The following is a 17789-nucleotide window of genomic DNA, read 5'->3' as shown; positions in this document are numbered from 1 at the left end:
ATACTAGTATTCGTATAACAAAGAGGGAGTGGGATATATGTTTATCGAAACGAAAACATTTACAGTAAAAGAAGGTACATCAAATATAGTTGTAGAACGTTTCACTGGAGAAGGTATTATTGAAAAATTTGAAGGCTTCATCGATTTAAGTGTTCTTGTGAAAAAAGTAAGACGCGGCGACGAAGAAGTTGTCGTAATGATTCGCTGGGAATCTGAAGAAGCATGGAAAAACTGGGAAACAAGTGAAGAACATTTAGCTGGACATAGAGCAGGCCGTGGTAAACCAAAACCAGATCATATTATTAATGTGGATCATGCAGTTTATTATGTAAAATCATCGAAAGCGGCTTATCAGCAGTCGTAATATATAAGTAGAGGATACATGTTGTAGAAGCAAACATGTATCCTCTTTTTTATTACTGGGGGGATGTAAATGATAGGAAATCTTTCATTCATTAAAAAAATGTTCTAGGATATAGAAAAAAATATTAGACTTATAAAGCATAGTCTTAGATGGAACGCTTGAATATCTTGCCTTACATATTTAAGGGTTATGAAAATGAGTCTATATCCCTTCTGTTTAAAAGGAGATGAGTACATGAAGCTGAATCATTTAAATTTATGTGTTGATGATTTATCAGAAGCGAGACATTTCTTTGAAACATTTTTTGATTTTCAATTTTTGGAACAAAAAGGGAAAGCACTTGTAGTTATGAGTGATGAGAGTGGATTTATACTTGTGCTAAGTGATCCAAAAGCATTTAAAGGGAATAAGGAAGTTACGTATCCGGAAGCTTTTCATATTGGTTTTTTAGTGGATACTTCAAATGAAGTTGATCAAGCGTATAATCGTTTAGTAGCAGGCGGCATTGAAATAGATAAGGAACCTTATTCGATGCGAGGTAGTAGTTATGGTTTTTATTTTACAGTATTTAATGGCTTATTAATTGAAGTGTCTTGTCTTGATTATAGAGAAGGTAAGAAAGTTTCAAAGCTTAATAGTAATCACCAAGAGTAATCATTTGAAGGTGCATATTTAGCCCCTTATCCAGTTTGGAAAGGGGCTTGTTTATTTTATTACCTTATTTATCTTACTATTTGTGGATTGAGTAAAGTCTCACTTTATTTGTCTATCTGAATTTCAAATTCAAGCACAGCTTGATCTTTCCTAAACGGCATACTGAGTTCTTTAAATCGTAAGCTTATTCCAGACAAATTATCAGGAAGGACAGGAGATATAACGAATTGATGATTCATATGTCCATCGGTGCCGCCACCACCTTCTGACCAGCAATCGTATGTATCATCTATTAATAATTGGAAGAAACTATGAGGCTTATTTTCAATAAAATCTTCATCCGTGGAATCCCAATCGCTATATAAATAAACTACACTAGCATTTGCATATTGCCGAATAAAAGTTACAGTATACATGACGCCATTATGTTCATAAGTTTTAAAAACAGGTACATGTTTTTTGAAGCCAGTTGGTTCAACGCGAGGTTTAAATTCTTCTTCATCCATCATGGAAGAGAATAATGAGTTTAGATAGTCTGGATAGAATTCGTATTGCTTAGCCCATTTATAAATCGCTTCATCATGTGGAAAACTTGGGTCATCACCTGAAAGTTCTTTTCGTTCTTTTAATAGGGCGCAAATTTTTTCATCAATAGAGTATAAGCGTTCATCGTAATGATCGGTAGGACGTTCGAAAGTCATTCTTCGCATAATCATTCCTCCTTTACTTTATTTTAACAAAAAAGACAGACTAATAAATAGTCTGTCTTTTCACATTAATTCTTCACATCATCATAAAGTTCAAGTGCCTCTTTCACATTCAATCCATTTTTCACAATACCATGTATTGCTTGAATCATCGCAGCTGGGTGCTCGGATTGCCATATGTTTCGGCCCATGTCTACTCCGATAGCGCCTTCTTGCAATGCATTGTACGTAATGTTTAATGCGTCTTCAATTGAATCTAGTTTTGGGCCACCCGCGATGACGACTGGGGCAGGGCATGTGCTCGTTATTTTTTCGAATCCTTCGCAGTAATACGTTTTAATAATATCAGCACCCATTTCAACACATACGCGGGAAGCAAGTGCTAGAAAGCGAGCTTCACGTTTTTGTAATTCCTTTGCGACTGCGGTAATGCCGAGTACTGGTAGGCCGTAATCATGAGCTTCAGAAACTACATTTGCGAGATTTGTAACAGTTTGTGTTTCATAGTCTGATCCGACAAAAACAGAAACGCCAACGCCAATTGCGTTTTGCTTCACTGCTTCCTTCACAGGTGTAACAATTGTTTCATTCGCTAAATCTTTACCGACGACAGTAGCGCCACCGGATACACGCATAACCATCGGTGTGCTGCAGTTTTCAGGAATACAGGAGCTAAGTACACCGCGTGTTAAAAAGAGGGAGTCTGTATAAGGAAGTAAGTTTTTAACTGTTTCAAGTGGTTGTTCTAGCCCGTGAATTGGCCCTAAAAAGTAGCCGTGATCTATTGCTAACATAACCGCTCTACCATCAGGTAAAATTGTATTTAATCGATTTTTAAATCCCCAAGTCATTCAAAATCACTCCTTCGTTAATGTTGGATTTTCCGTTTGTACAGTATCTTTATTTGGTAAATGTGGTGACTTAATAAAAACAGCTTTAAAAGGTTTGTCAGAATGGTTAATAAGATAGTGAGATTCATGAGGACGAACTTGCAGGACATCACCTTGTTTAATTGGAACTCTTTCATTATTCACATAGAAATCTATTTCACCTTCTAATGCATAAAAGACCTCTTCGCACGTCGTATGATAATGGTTTTGAAACTCCTGGCCCGGTTGAATGACAACAAGGCCAAGATCAATATTTGGACCTTGTATTAAATATTTCGGCCCGTTATCACCGAAGCGATAGGAGAAGTCATTTTCATTCGCTTTTAACATACAGTTCACTCCTTTATGTAATGTGTTACAGTGCACCAGGCGCAATCCACATATGTGAGGTGAGCCCTTTATCAGCTAAAGCGAGCTGACTGTCATATACAGTTTTCCATGTTTCATAGAACTCTTTATATAGTTCGTGATTTTCAGTGATTGGTTCAAATGTATTTTCCCACTGTACAAATTGTTCGGCAGTCTCTTCCATAGATGAATATATGCCAGCGCCAACTCCAGCAGCAATTGCAGTTCCTAAAGCAGCTGCTTCTTTCACAACGGGTACTTTTACAGGAATGCCGAGTACGTCTGATAGAATTTGTGGCCATAGTTTCCCTTTAGCGGCACCGCCAGCAAAAACAACTTCAGAAGGGAATGTACCAGTAAGATTTTCAATTAGTTTTAAGTTTCCAAGTGTAACGAAGGCCGCATTTTCTTCAATAGCACGGAACATTTCCTTTTTTCCGCATTTGTCAGCGTCTAAACTTAAATTTAAGAATGAAGGTGCGGCATGACGCCAAGAAATGTAGTTCATAACGTTTGAAAAAGTAGGGATAATACCATATGAACCGACAGGTACGTCTTTCGCTTGTTCTTCTAATAATTCATAAGCGTCTACACCGAGTTTTTCAGCGAACTTTTTTTCTTCTTGGCAAAAAGCGTCTCGAAACCAACGCATAACGAGGCCAGGGAAAAAGGCAATCGTTTCATATTGCCAAAGGTTCGGAACGACGTGACAATTTACTCGAATTGCAGCATTTGGATCCGTTGTTGACTCTGTAATATTCACTTCCTGTTGCCAAAAGCTGCCGCCGCATATTAAAGTTTGATTTGGCTTTACGACTCCAGTCCCGAGTGCTGCCATTTGAGCATCACCGCCACCAGCGACGACAGGAATCCCTTCAAGTAAACCAGTTAGTGCTGCACACTCTTTTGTAACGTTGCCAATTACTGTACCAGCTTCATTTACTGTTGGTGAAAATGGCAAAGATAGACCGCACTCCTTAGCGACATCGTTATCCCACACTCTATTTTGTAAGTCAAAAATACCTGACGTGCATCCGTTTGAGGGATCAATTTGTAGTACGCCGCTTAGTTTATATAAAATCCAATCGTTTAACATTGTAAAAGAGTAAATATTATTATAGACGTCGGGTTCATGTTTTTTTATCCAGAGTAGACGTGGTAAAGCACCTAATGAAAAAGTTTGCCCAGATTTTCTGTATAAATCTTCTTCAAGATGTGAGCGGATTTCTTTTAGCTCACTAACTTCAGCGGATGCACGGCCATCAACATTTGCACATGCCCATATTTCTTGCCCATTTTTATCATATAAAACAAAACCTTCTCGCATACTTGTAGCGCTAATAGCTTGAATAGAAGAGGGAAGTATATTACTTTTTTGCAGAACTTCTTTCGTACACTGTTGTACAAGTTGCCAGTTTTCTTCTACATCAAAATTCATAGAACCGGGGTAACGAGGATCAGTTTTATGAACCCATTCTTTTTGACTTACTGCAATTTGATTGCCATGTAAATCAAAAAGAACAGCTCGAATGCTTCCTGTACCAGCATCGAAAGCTAATAAAGTAGACATTAAGAATCACCTTCCTTTCTTAATAAGGAGAGCGCAGTTTCTTCATCAGTAATTAATGTATGAATAAATTTCCCTTTTAAAGCCCCATAAATGGCATCTATCTTTTGAGTACCTCCAGCCACACCAATGACATGCTTCATGCTGCGAAGAATCGTAAGTGGTGTGCCAATTAGACGATTATGATGCGAGAGCTCTAATAACTCACCATTCGTATTATAAAACTGTCCTAAAATATCGCCCGCTCCGTTTTGACTTCGAATATATGTCATTTCACGTAGCGTTAATTTTTCTTCTTTTACAATCGTAGCGTCTTGAGATAACCCGCCAATACCGACAACTGCCGTATGTGCAAGTGAAGCGACATGAAGCATATCTTTCACACTTGGTTCTGATAAAATACTTTGTGCCATTTCAGTAGAAGATGCTAGAAAAGGAGTAGGAATAATATGAAGATCACCTTGCATGTAGTGTAAATAGTTTTGTTTTCTTGGAAGATAGTGGTTTACTCCGCCTGTTAGCGTTACGAATGAAAGATTAATAGAACTTTCAAAATGAATGTTTTCTAGCATTTTACTTATTGTTTCACCCCAGCCGATGCCGAGTAAATCACCTTGTTGGAGATGAGTCTCTAAATATTGTGCAGCGGCTTTTCCGAGAGAAGTAGCATAATTGTCTATTGGAGTAGGGATAATAAAGGCATCTTTCAAGTGGAACTTTTTCATTAAGTCACGTTCAATGCTCAAGCAATGCAAACCGGTTCCTTTTACGTGAAATGTAACGATACCTTCACTGCGTGCCTTATCTAATAACCGGACGACTTTATTTCTTGAAATATGAAGAAGTGAAGCAATCTCTTGTTGTGTTAATTGATCTTTATAATAGTACCAGGCTACTTTAGTTAATAAATTTTCTTCAAAGTTCAGCTGTGACATACTCTTCATCCCTTTCAACAATTGACCAATGCTTAAACATATGTGTCACATATTTTGTTTATTCCAGTTGAAACGATTAATAGTACATTGAAAAAAGTGTTCTAGATATGAAAAAAGGAATATACAATGCTACAAAACAAGTAGAACAAATAATCATTTTCTCAAAAAATGTTCTGGGTAAAGGCAGGTGACATCATGTGGAGAATGTGCCCTTATTACAAGTGAAGAAAATGAGTAAGGCGTTTTCGAATCAACTTGTGCTAAAGGAAGTGAACTTACAAGTAGAGCATGGTGATATATACGCTTTAGTTGGTGGAAATGGCGCCGGGAAATCGACATTAATGAAAATATTAACGGGGTTATATTCGTATGATAGTGGAGAAATGTATGTGAAAGGAAAGAGACAGCAGTTTGCAAATCCAAAAGAAGCACACCAAGAAGGGATTTATTTAATACCACAAGAACCGCTCATTTTTCCTCATATGACCATTGAAGAAAATATATGTATTGGATTAGAGGGGAATAGAAAGAAACTAAAAGTAAAAGTTCAGCAATTAATTAACAGTTTAAGTTGGGATATTGATCTTAATGAACAGGGAGGATCGTTATCCATTGCGCAGCAACAGTTAGTAGAAATCATTAGAGGATTAATACGAGACGCTGAGATTCTTATTTTAGATGAGCCAACATCGACATTAACAACTCATGAAATTAAGAGTCTTTTTGTGCTGATGAAAAGCTTGCAAGAAAAAGGAATTGGGATGATTTATATTACGCATCGTTTTCCAGAAATCTTTGAAATTGCAAACAAAGTAGCAATACTACGTGATGGAATGGTTGTAAGCCAAGGTGATGTATGTGACTATACATATGACATGCTGATGGAAGGACTATTGCCAAAAGGATATAAACAGAAAGAGAAAATAGAAGTAGTTCAAGAGACAGCAAAGACGAAAAAAATATTAGAAGTGGTTGATATAAATGGTCACGCATTCGAAAATATATCATTCACTGTACATGCGGGAGAGGTTGTAGGTGTTGCTGGCATTATAGGATCTGGCAGAACGGAATTAGCAGAAGCGATATTTGGATTGAAAACTATAAAATCAGGGTCTATCTTATTAGATGGAAAATCAATTGATACGTGTTCTTTGCATAAAAGGCTAGACGAAGGACTAGTTTATGTGCCAGAGGATAGGGCGAGGAATGGAATTTTCTCAATTGCTTCTGTTAAAGAAAATATTGCAGCAGCAAGTTTACAGCAAAATAATCGCTTTTTTATAAATCAAGAAAAAGAAAGCGCTTTAGTTAATTTGTTTATAGAACAATTCCGAATTGTTGTACAGAATATGAATGAAGAACTCGCATCTTTATCGGGAGGAAATCAGCAAAAAGTCGTACTTGCGAAGTATCTCGCATGTAATCCGAAAATTATTATTCTTGATGAACCGACTCGCGGAATTGATGTGAAAGCAAGGCTTGAAGTGTATGAGACGATAGAAAAAATGAAAAAGGAAGGACTTGCAATTTTATTAATCTCTTCAGATGTTGAAGAAATTGTTCAATTAGTAAACCGTGTATATGTAATGAGAAATGGACGATTTGTTTCTCATATGGAAAAAGAACAACTGAGTGTGAATGAAGTTACACGCCTTGCAAACGGAGGTGTAGCGAAATGAAACGTATGTTAAAAATGCATGAAACGTCTATCATACTGTTACTACTAATGTATATAGCTATTGTAGGAATGATAAACCCTAGTTTTATTCAATTTAATTCATTATCTTTAATGATGAAATCTAGCGTTATTTTAGTCGTGCTAGCAATTGGCCAATCGTTCGTCTTATTTACGAAAAATATAGATGTATCAGTTAGTTCAAGCATGGGGTTAAGTGCAGCAGTTTGCGGAATGATGTTAACGAATGGGGATAGTGCATTCTTGTCGATATTTGTAGCTATTATACTTGGGGCCATTATCGGTTTCGTAAATGGTATTGGAGTTGCGAAGTTTCGGGTACCAGCCATTATTATGACATTAGGCATGTTAGGAATTGTTAGAGGTGCAATGTTAATTTTCACAGGCGGGAAGTGGATTGAAGATATTCCAAACGATTTTAAGCAGCTGTCATCTATCATCATTCTTGGTTTACCTATAACTGTATGGTTCGTTTTTATTATTTTACTACTACTATACTTCTTTTTAAGAAAAGTGCCATTGGGAAGATACTTTTATGCAGTAGGTGATAATGAAGATGGCGCGAGGCTTATTGGTATACCTGTTAATAAAGTGAAGATATATGCGTTTATGATTTCAGGCATAAGCGCTGCGCTCGCTGGTTGCATATTTGTTATGAATATCGGGTTCGTCCCAAATCAAACAGGTACAGGATTAGAATTACAAGTAATCGCAGCCGCTGTACTAGGAGGAATTCATTTAAAAGGAGGAACAGGTTCTATATTTGGAGCTGCATTAGGAGCGTTATTTTTAGAAACAATAAGCAGCTCACTCGTCTTTTTAAAAATACCAGCATTTTGGAATAATGCCATTTCAGGCTTTTTATTATTACTCATCATCATATTAGATAGTGTTATGAAAAAGTGGAAGGCAAAAAGGAGGATGAATCTATGAAGTATTTATATAGATGGGAAGGGGTTCTAATTGTATTACTTCTTATAGAATTCATCCTTTTTAGTTTTATAAATAGTGATTTCTTAAATATTAGTAATCTCCTTTTTAGTACAAATGATTTCCTATTTATCGCAATTGCGGCGATACCAATGACTTTCGTTATTGTAACAGGAGGAATTGATGTATCGGTCGGATCAATAATGGGGCTCACTTCGATCTTGATTGGTGTACTTTGGATGAACGGAATACCTATTTTGTTTGCTGTCATAATCGCCCTAATAATTAGTTGTTTAGCAGGAGCTTTAAATGGACTCATTATAAAAATGACAGATGTAGAACCACTAGTCGTTACACTCGGAACGATGTTTTTATACGGAGGAATTGCGCTTGTCATTTCAGGAGGGGCGGGTGCTTCTGGATATGAAGGGATAAGCGGTTTACCTGATACTTATGTAAAACTAGCAAATGGTAGTTTTATAGGAATACCCAATTTATTATGGTTACTTATTTCATTAACAATTGTATACACAATTTTGTTTCACCGAACGATATATGGACGCTACGTAAAATTAACAGGTGCGAATGAAAATACAGCAAAATACACCGGGATTAAGACGAAGAAAGTAGTAATCATTGCTTACATACTTTCTGGGTTAGGAGGTGGATTAGGGGGAGTTTTCTTAACTGCATATTTCGGTTCTGCACGTGCTGATATAGGAAGTGAAACAATATTACCAATCATTACAGCAGTCGTATTAGGCGGGACACTTATTACAGGTGGAAAAGGAAGTATTTTCGGTACTGTACTTGCAAGTATTTTTATAGGCCTTATGCAATATGGCCTACAAATGACAGGCTTAACAAATGAACAATCAAATGTCGTAATAGGTATTATCCTTATTCTTTCAGTTATTATGAGACATTTCAAATTACATCAATTTTTAGCGGGGAAAAGACAGAGTTGGCATAAGGGGGAAATGTCATGAAGAGAAAACTAGGGATTGTATTGATTGTATGTATTTGTTTAATAGGTTTAATCGCTTGTTCTAGTCAAACGGCAGATAAGAAAAAAGCGGATGATGTGAAATTTGCATTTATCCCGAAATTAACTGGAGTTGGCTTCTTTACATCGGGCGGTGAAGGAGCAAAGGAGATGGGAGATAAGCTAGGCGTACAAGTGAAATATGATGGGCCGTCTGAAGCGAGTGTATCAGGGCAAGTAAAGTATATAAATAATTTTATTAACCAAAATTATGATGCACTTATGGTTTCCTCTACATCAGTTGATGGTTTATCGCAATCATTGCAACGTGCTAAGAAAAAAGGAATGACTGTCTTAACGTGGGATTCTGATGTGAATCCCAAAGACCGTTCTTTTTATATAAGTCAAGGGACACCAGACCAACTTGCTAACTTATTAATTGAAATGACTTCCAAGCAAATTGGAGATAAAGGGAAAGTAGCGTTCTTTTATTCTAGTCCAACAGTAACGGATCAAAACCAATGGGTAACGAAAGCGAAAGAAATTATTAAAAAGAAATATCCGAACTGGGAAATTGTAACGACGCAGTACGGTGAAAATAATGCACAAAAATCTTTATCCGTAGGGGAGAACATATTAAAAACGTATCCAGATATTAACGCAGTTATTTGTCCAGATGCAACAGCACTCCCAGCCATGGCGCAAGCAGCTGAAAACTTAAAAATGGATAAAAAAGTAGTGGTAACTGGATTTTCTACACCGAACGTTATGCGTGATTATGTAAAACGAGGAACAGTACAACAATTCGGATTATGGGATGTCAAACAGCAAGGTGCGTTGGCAACTTATGTAGCAAATGAGATTGTTGTAAAAGGAAAGAAGTTAAAAGTAGGGGATAGCTTTGAAGTAAAAGGAATCGGAAAAGTGAAAGTAGAGCCAAACTCCATTCAAGGATATGATTATGAGGCAGAAGGAAACGGAATTATCGTATTGCCAGAACGAGTTGTATTTACGAAAGATAATATTGATAAGTATAATTTTTAGTAGACAAAAAAAACGTCCGAATATATCGGACGTTTTTTTTATTTCTTCATTAATTATGAACAGTTTCTTTTTCGTTTAATCCAAGTGTACGACCAGTCGAAGTGTGAAGATCTTGGAACAATCTTGGATTTTCAGTTAGTGAAATGCCATATGAAGGAATCATTTCTTTTATTTTTTCTTCCCATTCTACCATGCGGCTTGGGAAACATTTTTCTAATACTTCAAGCATGACGTGAACAGCAGTAGAAGCACCTGGTGATGCACCTAGTAATGCGGCGATTGAGCCGTCAGCTGCACTTACTACTTCTGTACCAAATTGAAGTGTTCCTTTACCGCCAGCATCAGTATCTTTAATTACTTGTACACGTTGTCCAGCAACTACAATATCCCAATCTTCACTTTTCGCGTTCGGAATGAATTCGCGTAATTCTTCCATACGTTTTTCGTGCGATAACATAACTTGCTGAATTAAGTATTTTGTAAGTCCCATTTCTTTTACACCAGCAGCTAACATCGTTAAGACGTTATTCGGTTTTACAGAACCGATTAAGTCAAGATTTGAACCAGTTTTTAAGAATTTAGGTGAAAAGCCTGCGAATGGTCCAAACAGTAAAGCTTTTTTATTGTCTATATATCTCGTATCTAGATGAGGTACAGACATTGGCGGAGCGCCAACTTTAGCTTTACCGTACACTTTCGCATGATGCTGCTCTACAACTTTTTGGTTTTTACATACCATAAATAGTCCACTTACCGGGAATCCACCGATATGCTTTGATTCAGGGATACCAGTCTTTTGAAGTAGAGGTAGACTACCGCCACCGCCGCCAATAAAGACGAATTTAGCAGTATGATGCTCAATTTTACCACTATTCATATCGTGTACTTTCACGTCCCACAAACCATTTTTCGTGCGCTTAATATTTTCAACACTATGCTTGTAGTTTAGCTCGACATTTTTTGTTTTTAAGTAATCAAACAACATACGTGTTAATGCACCGAAGTTAACATCTGTTCCAGAGTCAATCTTCGTTGCCGCCATCGATTCATTAGATGTGCGGCCTTCCATAATGAGTGGAAGCCATTTTTTTAATGTTTCAGGAGCATCGGAAAATTCCATACCTTGAAACAGTGGATTTTTCGAAAGCGCTTCAAAACGGTTTTTTAGAAACTCAACATTTTTTTCCCCTTGTACTAAACTCATATGAGGTAGTGGCATAATAAAATCTTGTGGATTACGAATTAATTTGCTCTTTACAAGATATGCCCAAAATTGTCTTGAAAGCTGGAATTGCTCATTCACTTTTACAGCCTTACTAATATCTATAGATCCGTCAGGTTTTTCGGAAGTATAGTTCAGTTCGCATAGCGCAGAATGCCCTGTACCTGCATTATTCCATTCGTTAGAGCTTTCTTCCCCGGCACTTGCGAGTTTTTCAAAAACTTTAATTTCCCATTCTGGTGCTAATTCTTTTAGTAATGAGCCTAACGTTGCACTCATAATTCCTGCACCAATTAAGATAACGTCTGTTTTTTGCTGCATGTTGCTCATGATAATCTCTCCATCCCCTATATTGGCAAAAAAGTGTAGGTGTTTTCTATGTCTAAGCCGTAAAAGAGAAACACCGCCTAGGCCCCACCTAGGTGTATACCTTTTTTGTCTCAATTATATAACCATCTCATACTCTATTATAATAATTAATAGACTAAAATATCTAGTGTTATCTGATAATTTTAAACTATTTAACGTTTTATTCGCTAAAAATCTTATTTAACAAGCTCTTTTAAGGTGATAAATAGAAAAAAATTACAGTTTGAAATTATCTCGAAAAAGCTTACGTATCCTTAAGTGACTAAATCGAGTACCTTTTTATGGGATTATTCTTTCTGTAATGGTAAGATTATTCTGAAAAAAATAAAAAGGAGGGACTCTAATGTGTACAAAAGAACAAATTTCAAACTTATTTCGAAACTTTTCAATAAAGGAATGTAAAGGGTCAAGTGATTTATATGAATATTTATCAATGAAAATTGCTGAAGATGAGGAAGTACTTACACTATCGTCCTGTGCTCAGGTAGGTCAACCAGTCCCAAACTTACTATTAGGTGCAGTACATTATTTATTGTTAGCAGGGAAAGAACATCATTTAAAAACGTATTATAGTAGTTTAGTTGAAAATGCCGATACAAATTTAAATAAAGCTTTTGATCATTTTAAAGATTTCTGTAAAGAGTACCGAGAAGAAATCATTACATTGTTACAAACGAAACTCGTTCAAACGAATGAAGTAAGACGGTGTGCATACTTATACCCAAGTTTCTGCTACATATTTAACAAAGTGAAGAAGCCGTTAGCGTTAATTGAAATTGGGACAAGTTCTGGGTTGCAACTGTTCTGGGACCAATATAGTTATTCGTACGGGACGGATGAAATGTACGGAAATATAAATTCAAATGTGCATGTAACTTCTGAAATAAGAGGGGAGAATGTACCGCATTTTCTAAAAGAAGGCCCATCTGTCGTAGAAAGAATCGGACTGGACTTACATGTGAATGATTTACATAATGAGGAAGATTATTTATGGTTACGTGCTTTAATTTGGCCAGAACATAAAGAAAGGCTTGAGATGTTTGATCAAGCTGCATCTTTAGTGAAAAATGAATCTGTCCAATTCATAGAAGGAGACGGTGTAGAGCTATTATCATCTATTATTGAACAAATAAGTGAAGAAGCTGTTATTTGTATTTTCCATACACACGTCGCAAATCAAATACCAGAACAAGTAAAACATAAGTTAGAAAAACAAATACAAGAAATTGGCGCAAAACGTGATGTATTCCACCTTTATAACAACATGTGGGATCGTGACCTTCATATTGATTATTATATTAACGGAAACGAATATCGTGAAACGGTTGGAGAAACAGAAGGGCATGGGAAATGGTTTAGCTGGAAGATTGGAAATGAGACGCCTATTTAGATTAATAGGGGCGCCCTCACTTGTAAAAGGTGGGGCCATAGGCTCAATCATGGACTAAATGGTTAAGGAAATAAATTTATTAGTAACATACAAAAAATGCTTCGGAGAAATCCTAAGCATTTTTTGAATTACATTTAAACCCCATAATGGATCATGTACTTCTGTTCTGCTGCGGCTTGTACAATTTTTGAAGCTAACTCATTCAGCTCATCATATTTTCTGAAGAACTTTGAAGATGTAACTGTTTCATAGAAAATTGCTAATGATTCAGGCGGGATAATTGTAATACCGTAATGAGCTAAACCGTGTTCTTGATTTTTGACTGTATGAAAGTAGGTTTTCATAATTGATAAATTTCGATTTAAGCTACTGATAATATCATCATCAACAGAAATACAATGATATTTCTCTGGTGTATAATCTTCGTAATTTTTTTGAGAAGTAAAATCGTCAATTATTCCAAAATCATGGACACATGCCATCATTATCATCCTTTCAGCTTTAATAAAGTGAGTTCTATTAAAGTAAAATGGTCATTCGTTTAAGTGTAATAGAAATAGTTATGTAGTTCATAAAATATCTTCGGTTCTTCTTCGTGAAGACAGTTTATTTATCGATAAACTCATCGGGAGCCCAAGTGGCGATTTCATTCCCAGGTGCAGCGACTACAAGCCATTGCTCACATAGAACACCAGATTGCCAACATTCATAATAATCATGAAAACCATTTACAAAAATAATTTGTCCACTCTCTAATGTAATAATTAAATGAGGGCTTTCTAAGCCGAGTCGTATATCGGTAACTTTTTGTCTTCTTATCTTAAATATTCTTTCATATTCTTCTTCCTCAGAATAAACTTCAAATTCATCTTCATTTAATGGGTATCTTTTTTGAGGTTTATTAAATAAACACCATTTGGATTCGATATTGATATATAATTGTCCGTCATAATCAACTGAGTCGTGAAAGTTTGTGAAATGAATCTTTATAGCGGCTGGAGAAATACCAAATTGTAATCCATCAACTTGTGATCCGATGAATAGATTTTCCAACACTTTTTCAGCGTAAATTTTATCCTCTTGATTCATTCTTGAAATCCTCCTTTTCTTAAAAATATACCTTATATTTTTATTGTAATAAATAAATTTTCATGTAAAATGAACCTTTTGTGAAAAACGAGCGAATATAGTGTGAAAGATTACGAGAGGGGAACGAAACTTTGGATGAAGTACAATTAAAAGAATGGCTATATAAAAGAAAGTATGTTGCCCAAAAAAGAGTTTGAGAAAGTGTTACTTTGGATTGTTGAATAGATATTTAGCAAAAAAAGTAACTAATAATTATATTATGTAAACTTAGTTTATAAAACACCCATTTAAAAAATGGATGTTTTATATTTTGATATACTAGGTGGAATATATAGTTTAAAAAAGCGGAATACTTTGCGGAAAGTTAAAGACATTTTTCGGATCATATTTTGCTTTTACTTCCATTAATCGGTCAAAGTTGCAACTGAAGTATGCATCTGGCCAATTTTTAATGGATAGGTCAGGAGTATTAACATAGACACCTTTTGTAAATGGAAGCATTGCCAAACGGAAGTCTTCAACCCATCGAATACTTCCGCCAGCACCTTCTGGTTGCTCCCAAGTAGCGAATATTGACATGTTTGATAGTGCTTTTCGGTAAAAGTAAGCAGTCGCCTCATTTGGCACCTCAGCAACAGCACCGCCTAATCCGTGGAAAAATACGGAGGTGGTGGAAAAGGGAGGTGCATTATTAATAAAGTGATCGATAATGGATAGTCCTTCTTCTGGTAATAGTTCATATACATATGGACCAACACTTTTAAATGGTAAAGGTGTTGCAGGTTGCTTCTCAGCTATTTTCGCTGCTGCTTCTGCCCATGGTATCTCTTCGATAGTTACTTGCAGTGGTGAACCGGCTTCTAGTAATGGCTGTAGTAGCGACTGCAATTCTTGTACAGAACCGAGAAATACACCTTGCATTAATAATGATGGTTCTAATCCTGCAGACATAAAAAGAGTAGTTGTAAGTCGTTTATTAGCGCAAGGTAGCGTATATTCTTGCCAAGAGGTTAATACAGGTTTTAAATCTGATATCCCCCAGCTTATTTCTGCAAATCCTACCGTATTAATTTTATGTGTTCGAAACTTAAACGAAGTACATATTCCAAAGTTACCACCACCAGCACCGCGCGAAGCCCAATAGAGATCGGAGTTACACTTGGCGTTAGCGCGTATTATACAACCATTCGCGTCTACCATTTCTAATTCAAGTAAATGATCGAGAGTTAATCCAAACGGACGAGAGAGAATACTATGTCCGCCACCTAAAGTAACACCTGCAATCCCGGGAGTAGGACAAACACCACTCGGCACAACTAATCCTTCAGCTGCAAGTGTTTCAATTAAAGAAATATTTCTCCATCCAGTCCCGATAGTTACAGTTCCATTATTGTGATCTATTTCTAATTGCTTCATTTCACTTACATCAATTACAAGACCAGCATTACTGACGGATAATGCCTCATAATTATGACGTCCAGAGCGCATGCGTATAGGAACGTTATGTAGCCTTGACCAGCGAACAGCGTTTACTACATCCTGCGTATTTTGAGCAAAAATAATGATTAACGGAAATTTGTTGAAGAATGTATTGAATTCTTCACGCGCTGAATTATAATCAGGATCATTAGGTGTAACGATACGACCAGTAAGTTCAATTTTTTGATTATTCATTTCAGTCATCTCTCCTTGACGTGAAATATTTATAATGTGGAAATACAGAACATAAAGAAGAACTGACAATACTTTATAAGTAAATGAATAAAGGAAAAGGATTATTCCAATAAAGAAAAAGGCAGTGCTACTTAAGTAGCACTGCCTTTTTGTAATTATATGTATGTGCTCAAAATTTCCCCAGGTAATCCATCAATCTCACAAACTTTCTCCGATGTAAAACCTACGCTTAGTAAAATTTTGCGAGAAGGGATATTATTTGGATCGATCATTGCTTTTAGTAGGTTTACATCTGTTTGCTTCACTATTAAAGCTAGATGTTAATTTTTGATTATGTACGTACATACAATGTGTAATTAAGTGAATGATTAACATAGTAATTACAGAAAAGGGTGAATGAAGCATATGAATCAATTTGAGCAAATGATGTACGTTGGTATCATCATGTCTATTGTACTATCCGTAATGATTTTAGGGTCCTTATATTATAATCCTCGACTTTCATTAACTGATTATCCAAAAGATATTCAAAAAGTAGTTTTTCCAAAATCGATTCATGAAAAAAAGCAAACCATTTACTTTAATATTGTATACAATGCTATTCTTTTCGGTTGTCCTTTCGTTTCTACATATATATTACATAAGCATGAAAAATTATTGTATATTGATGCTTATTTACACACTTTTGGTATTTTAATGATTTTCAATTTAGTAGATTTACTTATAATTGATTGGCTAATTTTTTGCTGGATTACTCCAAGGTTTGTTGTGATTCCTAGTACGGCAGGTATGAAAGGATATAAAGATTATAAGTTTCATTTAAGAGGGGCTATAGTCGCTACTCAAATTTTAGCAATCGTAAGTTTATTTTTGGCGGGAATTGCAACAACTATTTAGTGTGAAGAAGGGCATGAAGCTTTTATAAAAGATAAGGAGATTTATAATATATAGAATTAGAAATAAGAATTTGTTAGTATTGAAGTGAGGAGTTTTAATAACAGTATATTAAGCCGTATTAATATACTGTTGCAAATGTTTTGATATTATGTAAAATTATACAATTTTACAGAGACATTTGATAAAATTCAAAAAAATATAATGGAGGCTAATATGAAAAAAGTAATTGGCGCAGCAACAGCAACTATTTTTGGATTGGGGGCGTTTACCACAACTGCTACCGCAGAAACAATCGTAACAGCAGATGTACTTAACGTACGTGAAAAACCGACTACAGAATCAAAAGTGGTCGAAAAAGTAAAGAATGGGCAAGAGTTAAAAGTCATCAATACCGAAGATGGCTGGTCAAAAATTGAATTGAACGGTAAAGAAGTGTTTGTAAGTTCGGAGTTTACAAAAGATGTGTATCATGTAACGGCGAATTTGTTAAATGTACGTACCGAAGCAAACACAGATTCAGAAATTCTTGGCAGACTAAAAAAAGATGATGTAATTGAATCAACGCATCAAGTAAAAGACGGATGGTTGGAATTTGAGTATAAAGGAAAAATTGCTTATGCAAACGTTTCTTTCCTATCAAGTACAGCACCAACTGAAAAGAAAACTGAAGAGAAAACGAAGCAAGTAGCGAAAGTACAAAAATCAGTTAAAGAAAAGAAAGAAGTAAAGACGCAGAAAGTAGCAAAAGCGAAAGAAACAACGAAAGCACAAGAAATAGTAAAGCCTAAAGAAGAAGTAAAAGTTAAAGAAGAACCGAAAGCACAAGAAATAGTAAAGCCTAAAGAAGAGGCAAAAGTCAAAGAAGAAGTAAAAGTTAAAGAAGAACCGAAAGCACAAGAAATAGTAAAGCCTAAAGAAGAGGCAAAAGTTAAAGAAGAAGTAAAAGCGCAAGAAATAGTAAAGCCTAAAGAAGAGGCAAAAGTCAAAGAAGAAGTAAAAGTTAAAGAAGAACCGAAAGCGCAAGAAAT

The 17789-nt window shown here is 35.8% G+C and carries 18 protein-coding genes and 1 pseudogene; 9 read left to right on the top strand and 10 right to left on the bottom strand.

The genetic code is table 11. From position 1 onward, the window contains the following. Positions 1 to 37: 37 nt before the first annotated feature. Both hmoA and AC1Q51_RS18905 read left to right on the top strand, forming a co-directional pair. On the top strand, positions 38 to 364 hold the full coding sequence (gene hmoA, locus AC1Q51_RS18910) for a heme-degrading monooxygenase HmoA (protein ID WP_000469496.1): 327 nt from the start codon (positions 38 to 40) through the stop codon (positions 362 to 364). A gap of 234 nt (positions 365 to 598) precedes the next feature. Next, positions 599 to 1018, top strand: coding sequence for a VOC family protein (locus AC1Q51_RS18905; protein WP_000773084.1), 420 nt, complete (start codon positions 599 to 601; stop codon positions 1016 to 1018). Positions 1019 to 1122: 104 nt separating this feature from the next. Here AC1Q51_RS18905 and AC1Q51_RS18900 read toward each other — a convergent pair whose 3' ends face one another. From AC1Q51_RS18900 to AC1Q51_RS18880, 5 genes are all read right to left on the bottom strand, one after another. Next, a complete protein-coding gene (locus tag AC1Q51_RS18900) occupies positions 1123 to 1728 on the bottom strand; it encodes a hypothetical protein (RefSeq protein WP_492331642.1) in 606 nt (201 codons plus the stop codon). Between the two features lie 65 nt (positions 1729 to 1793). After that, complete coding sequence (gene lsrF, locus AC1Q51_RS18895) at positions 1794 to 2576, bottom strand: 3-hydroxy-5-phosphonooxypentane-2,4-dione thiolase (RefSeq protein ID WP_000219782.1); 783 nt, start codon at positions 2574 to 2576, stop codon at positions 1794 to 1796. 6 nt (positions 2577 to 2582) lie between these two features. After that, entirely contained in the window at positions 2583 to 2945 is a 363-nt protein-coding gene (locus tag AC1Q51_RS18890; RefSeq protein WP_000909986.1) for a cupin domain-containing protein, read from the bottom strand. Positions 2946 to 2970: 25 nt separating this feature from the next. Beyond that, positions 2971 to 4533: an autoinducer-2 kinase gene (lsrK, locus tag AC1Q51_RS18885; protein WP_090977731.1), complete on the bottom strand. Its 1563-nt coding sequence runs from the start codon at positions 4531 to 4533 to the stop codon at positions 2971 to 2973. Next, positions 4533 to 5483 (bottom strand): sugar-binding transcriptional regulator, encoded by a 951-nt coding sequence (locus AC1Q51_RS18880; RefSeq protein WP_139213291.1) that lies wholly within the window; start codon positions 5481 to 5483, stop codon positions 4533 to 4535. Before AC1Q51_RS18880 ends, lsrK begins: the two co-directional genes overlap by 1 nt. Positions 5484 to 5662: 179 nt before the next feature. On the opposite strand from AC1Q51_RS18880, the gene AC1Q51_RS18875 reads away from it, so the two are divergent. The 4 genes from AC1Q51_RS18875 to lsrB are packed head-to-tail and all read left to right on the top strand — an operon-like array spanning position 5663 to position 10120. Beyond that, positions 5663 to 7144, top strand: coding sequence for a sugar ABC transporter ATP-binding protein (locus AC1Q51_RS18875; RefSeq protein WP_100910180.1), 1482 nt, complete (start codon positions 5663 to 5665; stop codon positions 7142 to 7144). After that, positions 7141 to 8094: an ABC transporter permease subunit gene (locus AC1Q51_RS18870; RefSeq protein WP_492331641.1), complete on the top strand. Its 954-nt coding sequence runs from the start codon at positions 7141 to 7143 to the stop codon at positions 8092 to 8094. Before AC1Q51_RS18875 ends, AC1Q51_RS18870 begins: the two co-directional genes overlap by 4 nt. Next, the gene (locus tag AC1Q51_RS18865; RefSeq protein ID WP_139213292.1) at positions 8091 to 9080 is read left to right on the top strand and encodes an ABC transporter permease; all 990 of its coding nucleotides are present in this window, start codon (positions 8091 to 8093) and stop codon (positions 9078 to 9080) included. The genes AC1Q51_RS18870 and AC1Q51_RS18865 overlap by 4 nt, the downstream gene beginning before the upstream one ends. Then, on the top strand, positions 9077 to 10120 hold the full coding sequence (gene lsrB, locus AC1Q51_RS18860; RefSeq protein ID WP_000823652.1) for an autoinducer 2 ABC transporter substrate-binding protein LsrB: 1044 nt from the start codon (positions 9077 to 9079) through the stop codon (positions 10118 to 10120). The genes AC1Q51_RS18865 and lsrB overlap by 4 nt, the downstream gene beginning before the upstream one ends. 49 nt (positions 10121 to 10169) lie before the next feature. On the opposite strand, the gene AC1Q51_RS18855 is transcribed toward lsrB, so the two are convergent. Further along, positions 10170 to 11672 carry a malate:quinone oxidoreductase gene (locus tag AC1Q51_RS18855; RefSeq protein ID WP_023522282.1) on the bottom strand — a complete coding sequence of 501 codons (1503 nt, stop codon included), beginning with the start codon at positions 11670 to 11672 and terminating at the stop codon, positions 10170 to 10172. A gap of 382 nt (positions 11673 to 12054) precedes the next feature. Between AC1Q51_RS18855 and AC1Q51_RS18850 the strand changes: the two genes are divergently transcribed. Continuing rightward, positions 12055 to 13101 (top strand): DUF2332 domain-containing protein, encoded by a 1047-nt coding sequence (locus AC1Q51_RS18850; protein ID WP_090977735.1) that lies wholly within the window; start codon positions 12055 to 12057, stop codon positions 13099 to 13101. Positions 13102 to 13235: 134 nt separating this feature from the next. Here AC1Q51_RS18850 and AC1Q51_RS18845 read toward each other — a convergent pair whose 3' ends face one another. The 4 genes and pseudogenes from AC1Q51_RS18845 to AC1Q51_RS18830 all read right to left on the bottom strand — a co-directional run. Further along, entirely contained in the window at positions 13236 to 13586 is a 351-nt protein-coding gene (locus AC1Q51_RS18845) for a hypothetical protein (RefSeq protein WP_003270899.1), read from the bottom strand. Between the two features lie 121 nt (positions 13587 to 13707). Then, positions 13708 to 14190 carry a hypothetical protein gene (locus tag AC1Q51_RS18840; protein ID WP_016512655.1) on the bottom strand — a complete coding sequence of 161 codons (483 nt, stop codon included), beginning with the start codon at positions 14188 to 14190 and terminating at the stop codon, positions 13708 to 13710. A 336-nt stretch (positions 14191 to 14526) separates the two neighbouring features. Then, complete coding sequence (locus AC1Q51_RS18835; protein WP_016512656.1) at positions 14527 to 15864, bottom strand: FAD-binding oxidoreductase; 1338 nt, start codon at positions 15862 to 15864, stop codon at positions 14527 to 14529. 155 nt (positions 15865 to 16019) lie between these two features. Next, positions 16020 to 16172: pseudogene (locus tag AC1Q51_RS18830) on the bottom strand (GNAT family N-acetyltransferase); the annotation flags it as partial. 97 nt (positions 16173 to 16269) lie between these two features. On the opposite strand from AC1Q51_RS18830, the gene AC1Q51_RS18825 reads away from it, so the two are divergent. Further along, on the top strand, positions 16270 to 16761 hold the full coding sequence (locus AC1Q51_RS18825) for a hypothetical protein (RefSeq protein ID WP_016512657.1): 492 nt from the start codon (positions 16270 to 16272) through the stop codon (positions 16759 to 16761). Positions 16762 to 16974: 213 nt separating this feature from the next. After that, positions 16975 to 17789: SH3 domain-containing protein (locus tag AC1Q51_RS18820; RefSeq protein ID WP_492331640.1), on the top strand; the 815-nt coding region annotated here is incomplete at its 3' end.

The sequence above is a fragment of the Bacillus sp. MT94 genome (assembly GCF_058792475.1).
Note: the sequence above shows the minus strand (reverse complement) of the source record. Positions and strands in the feature narration are given on the sequence as shown.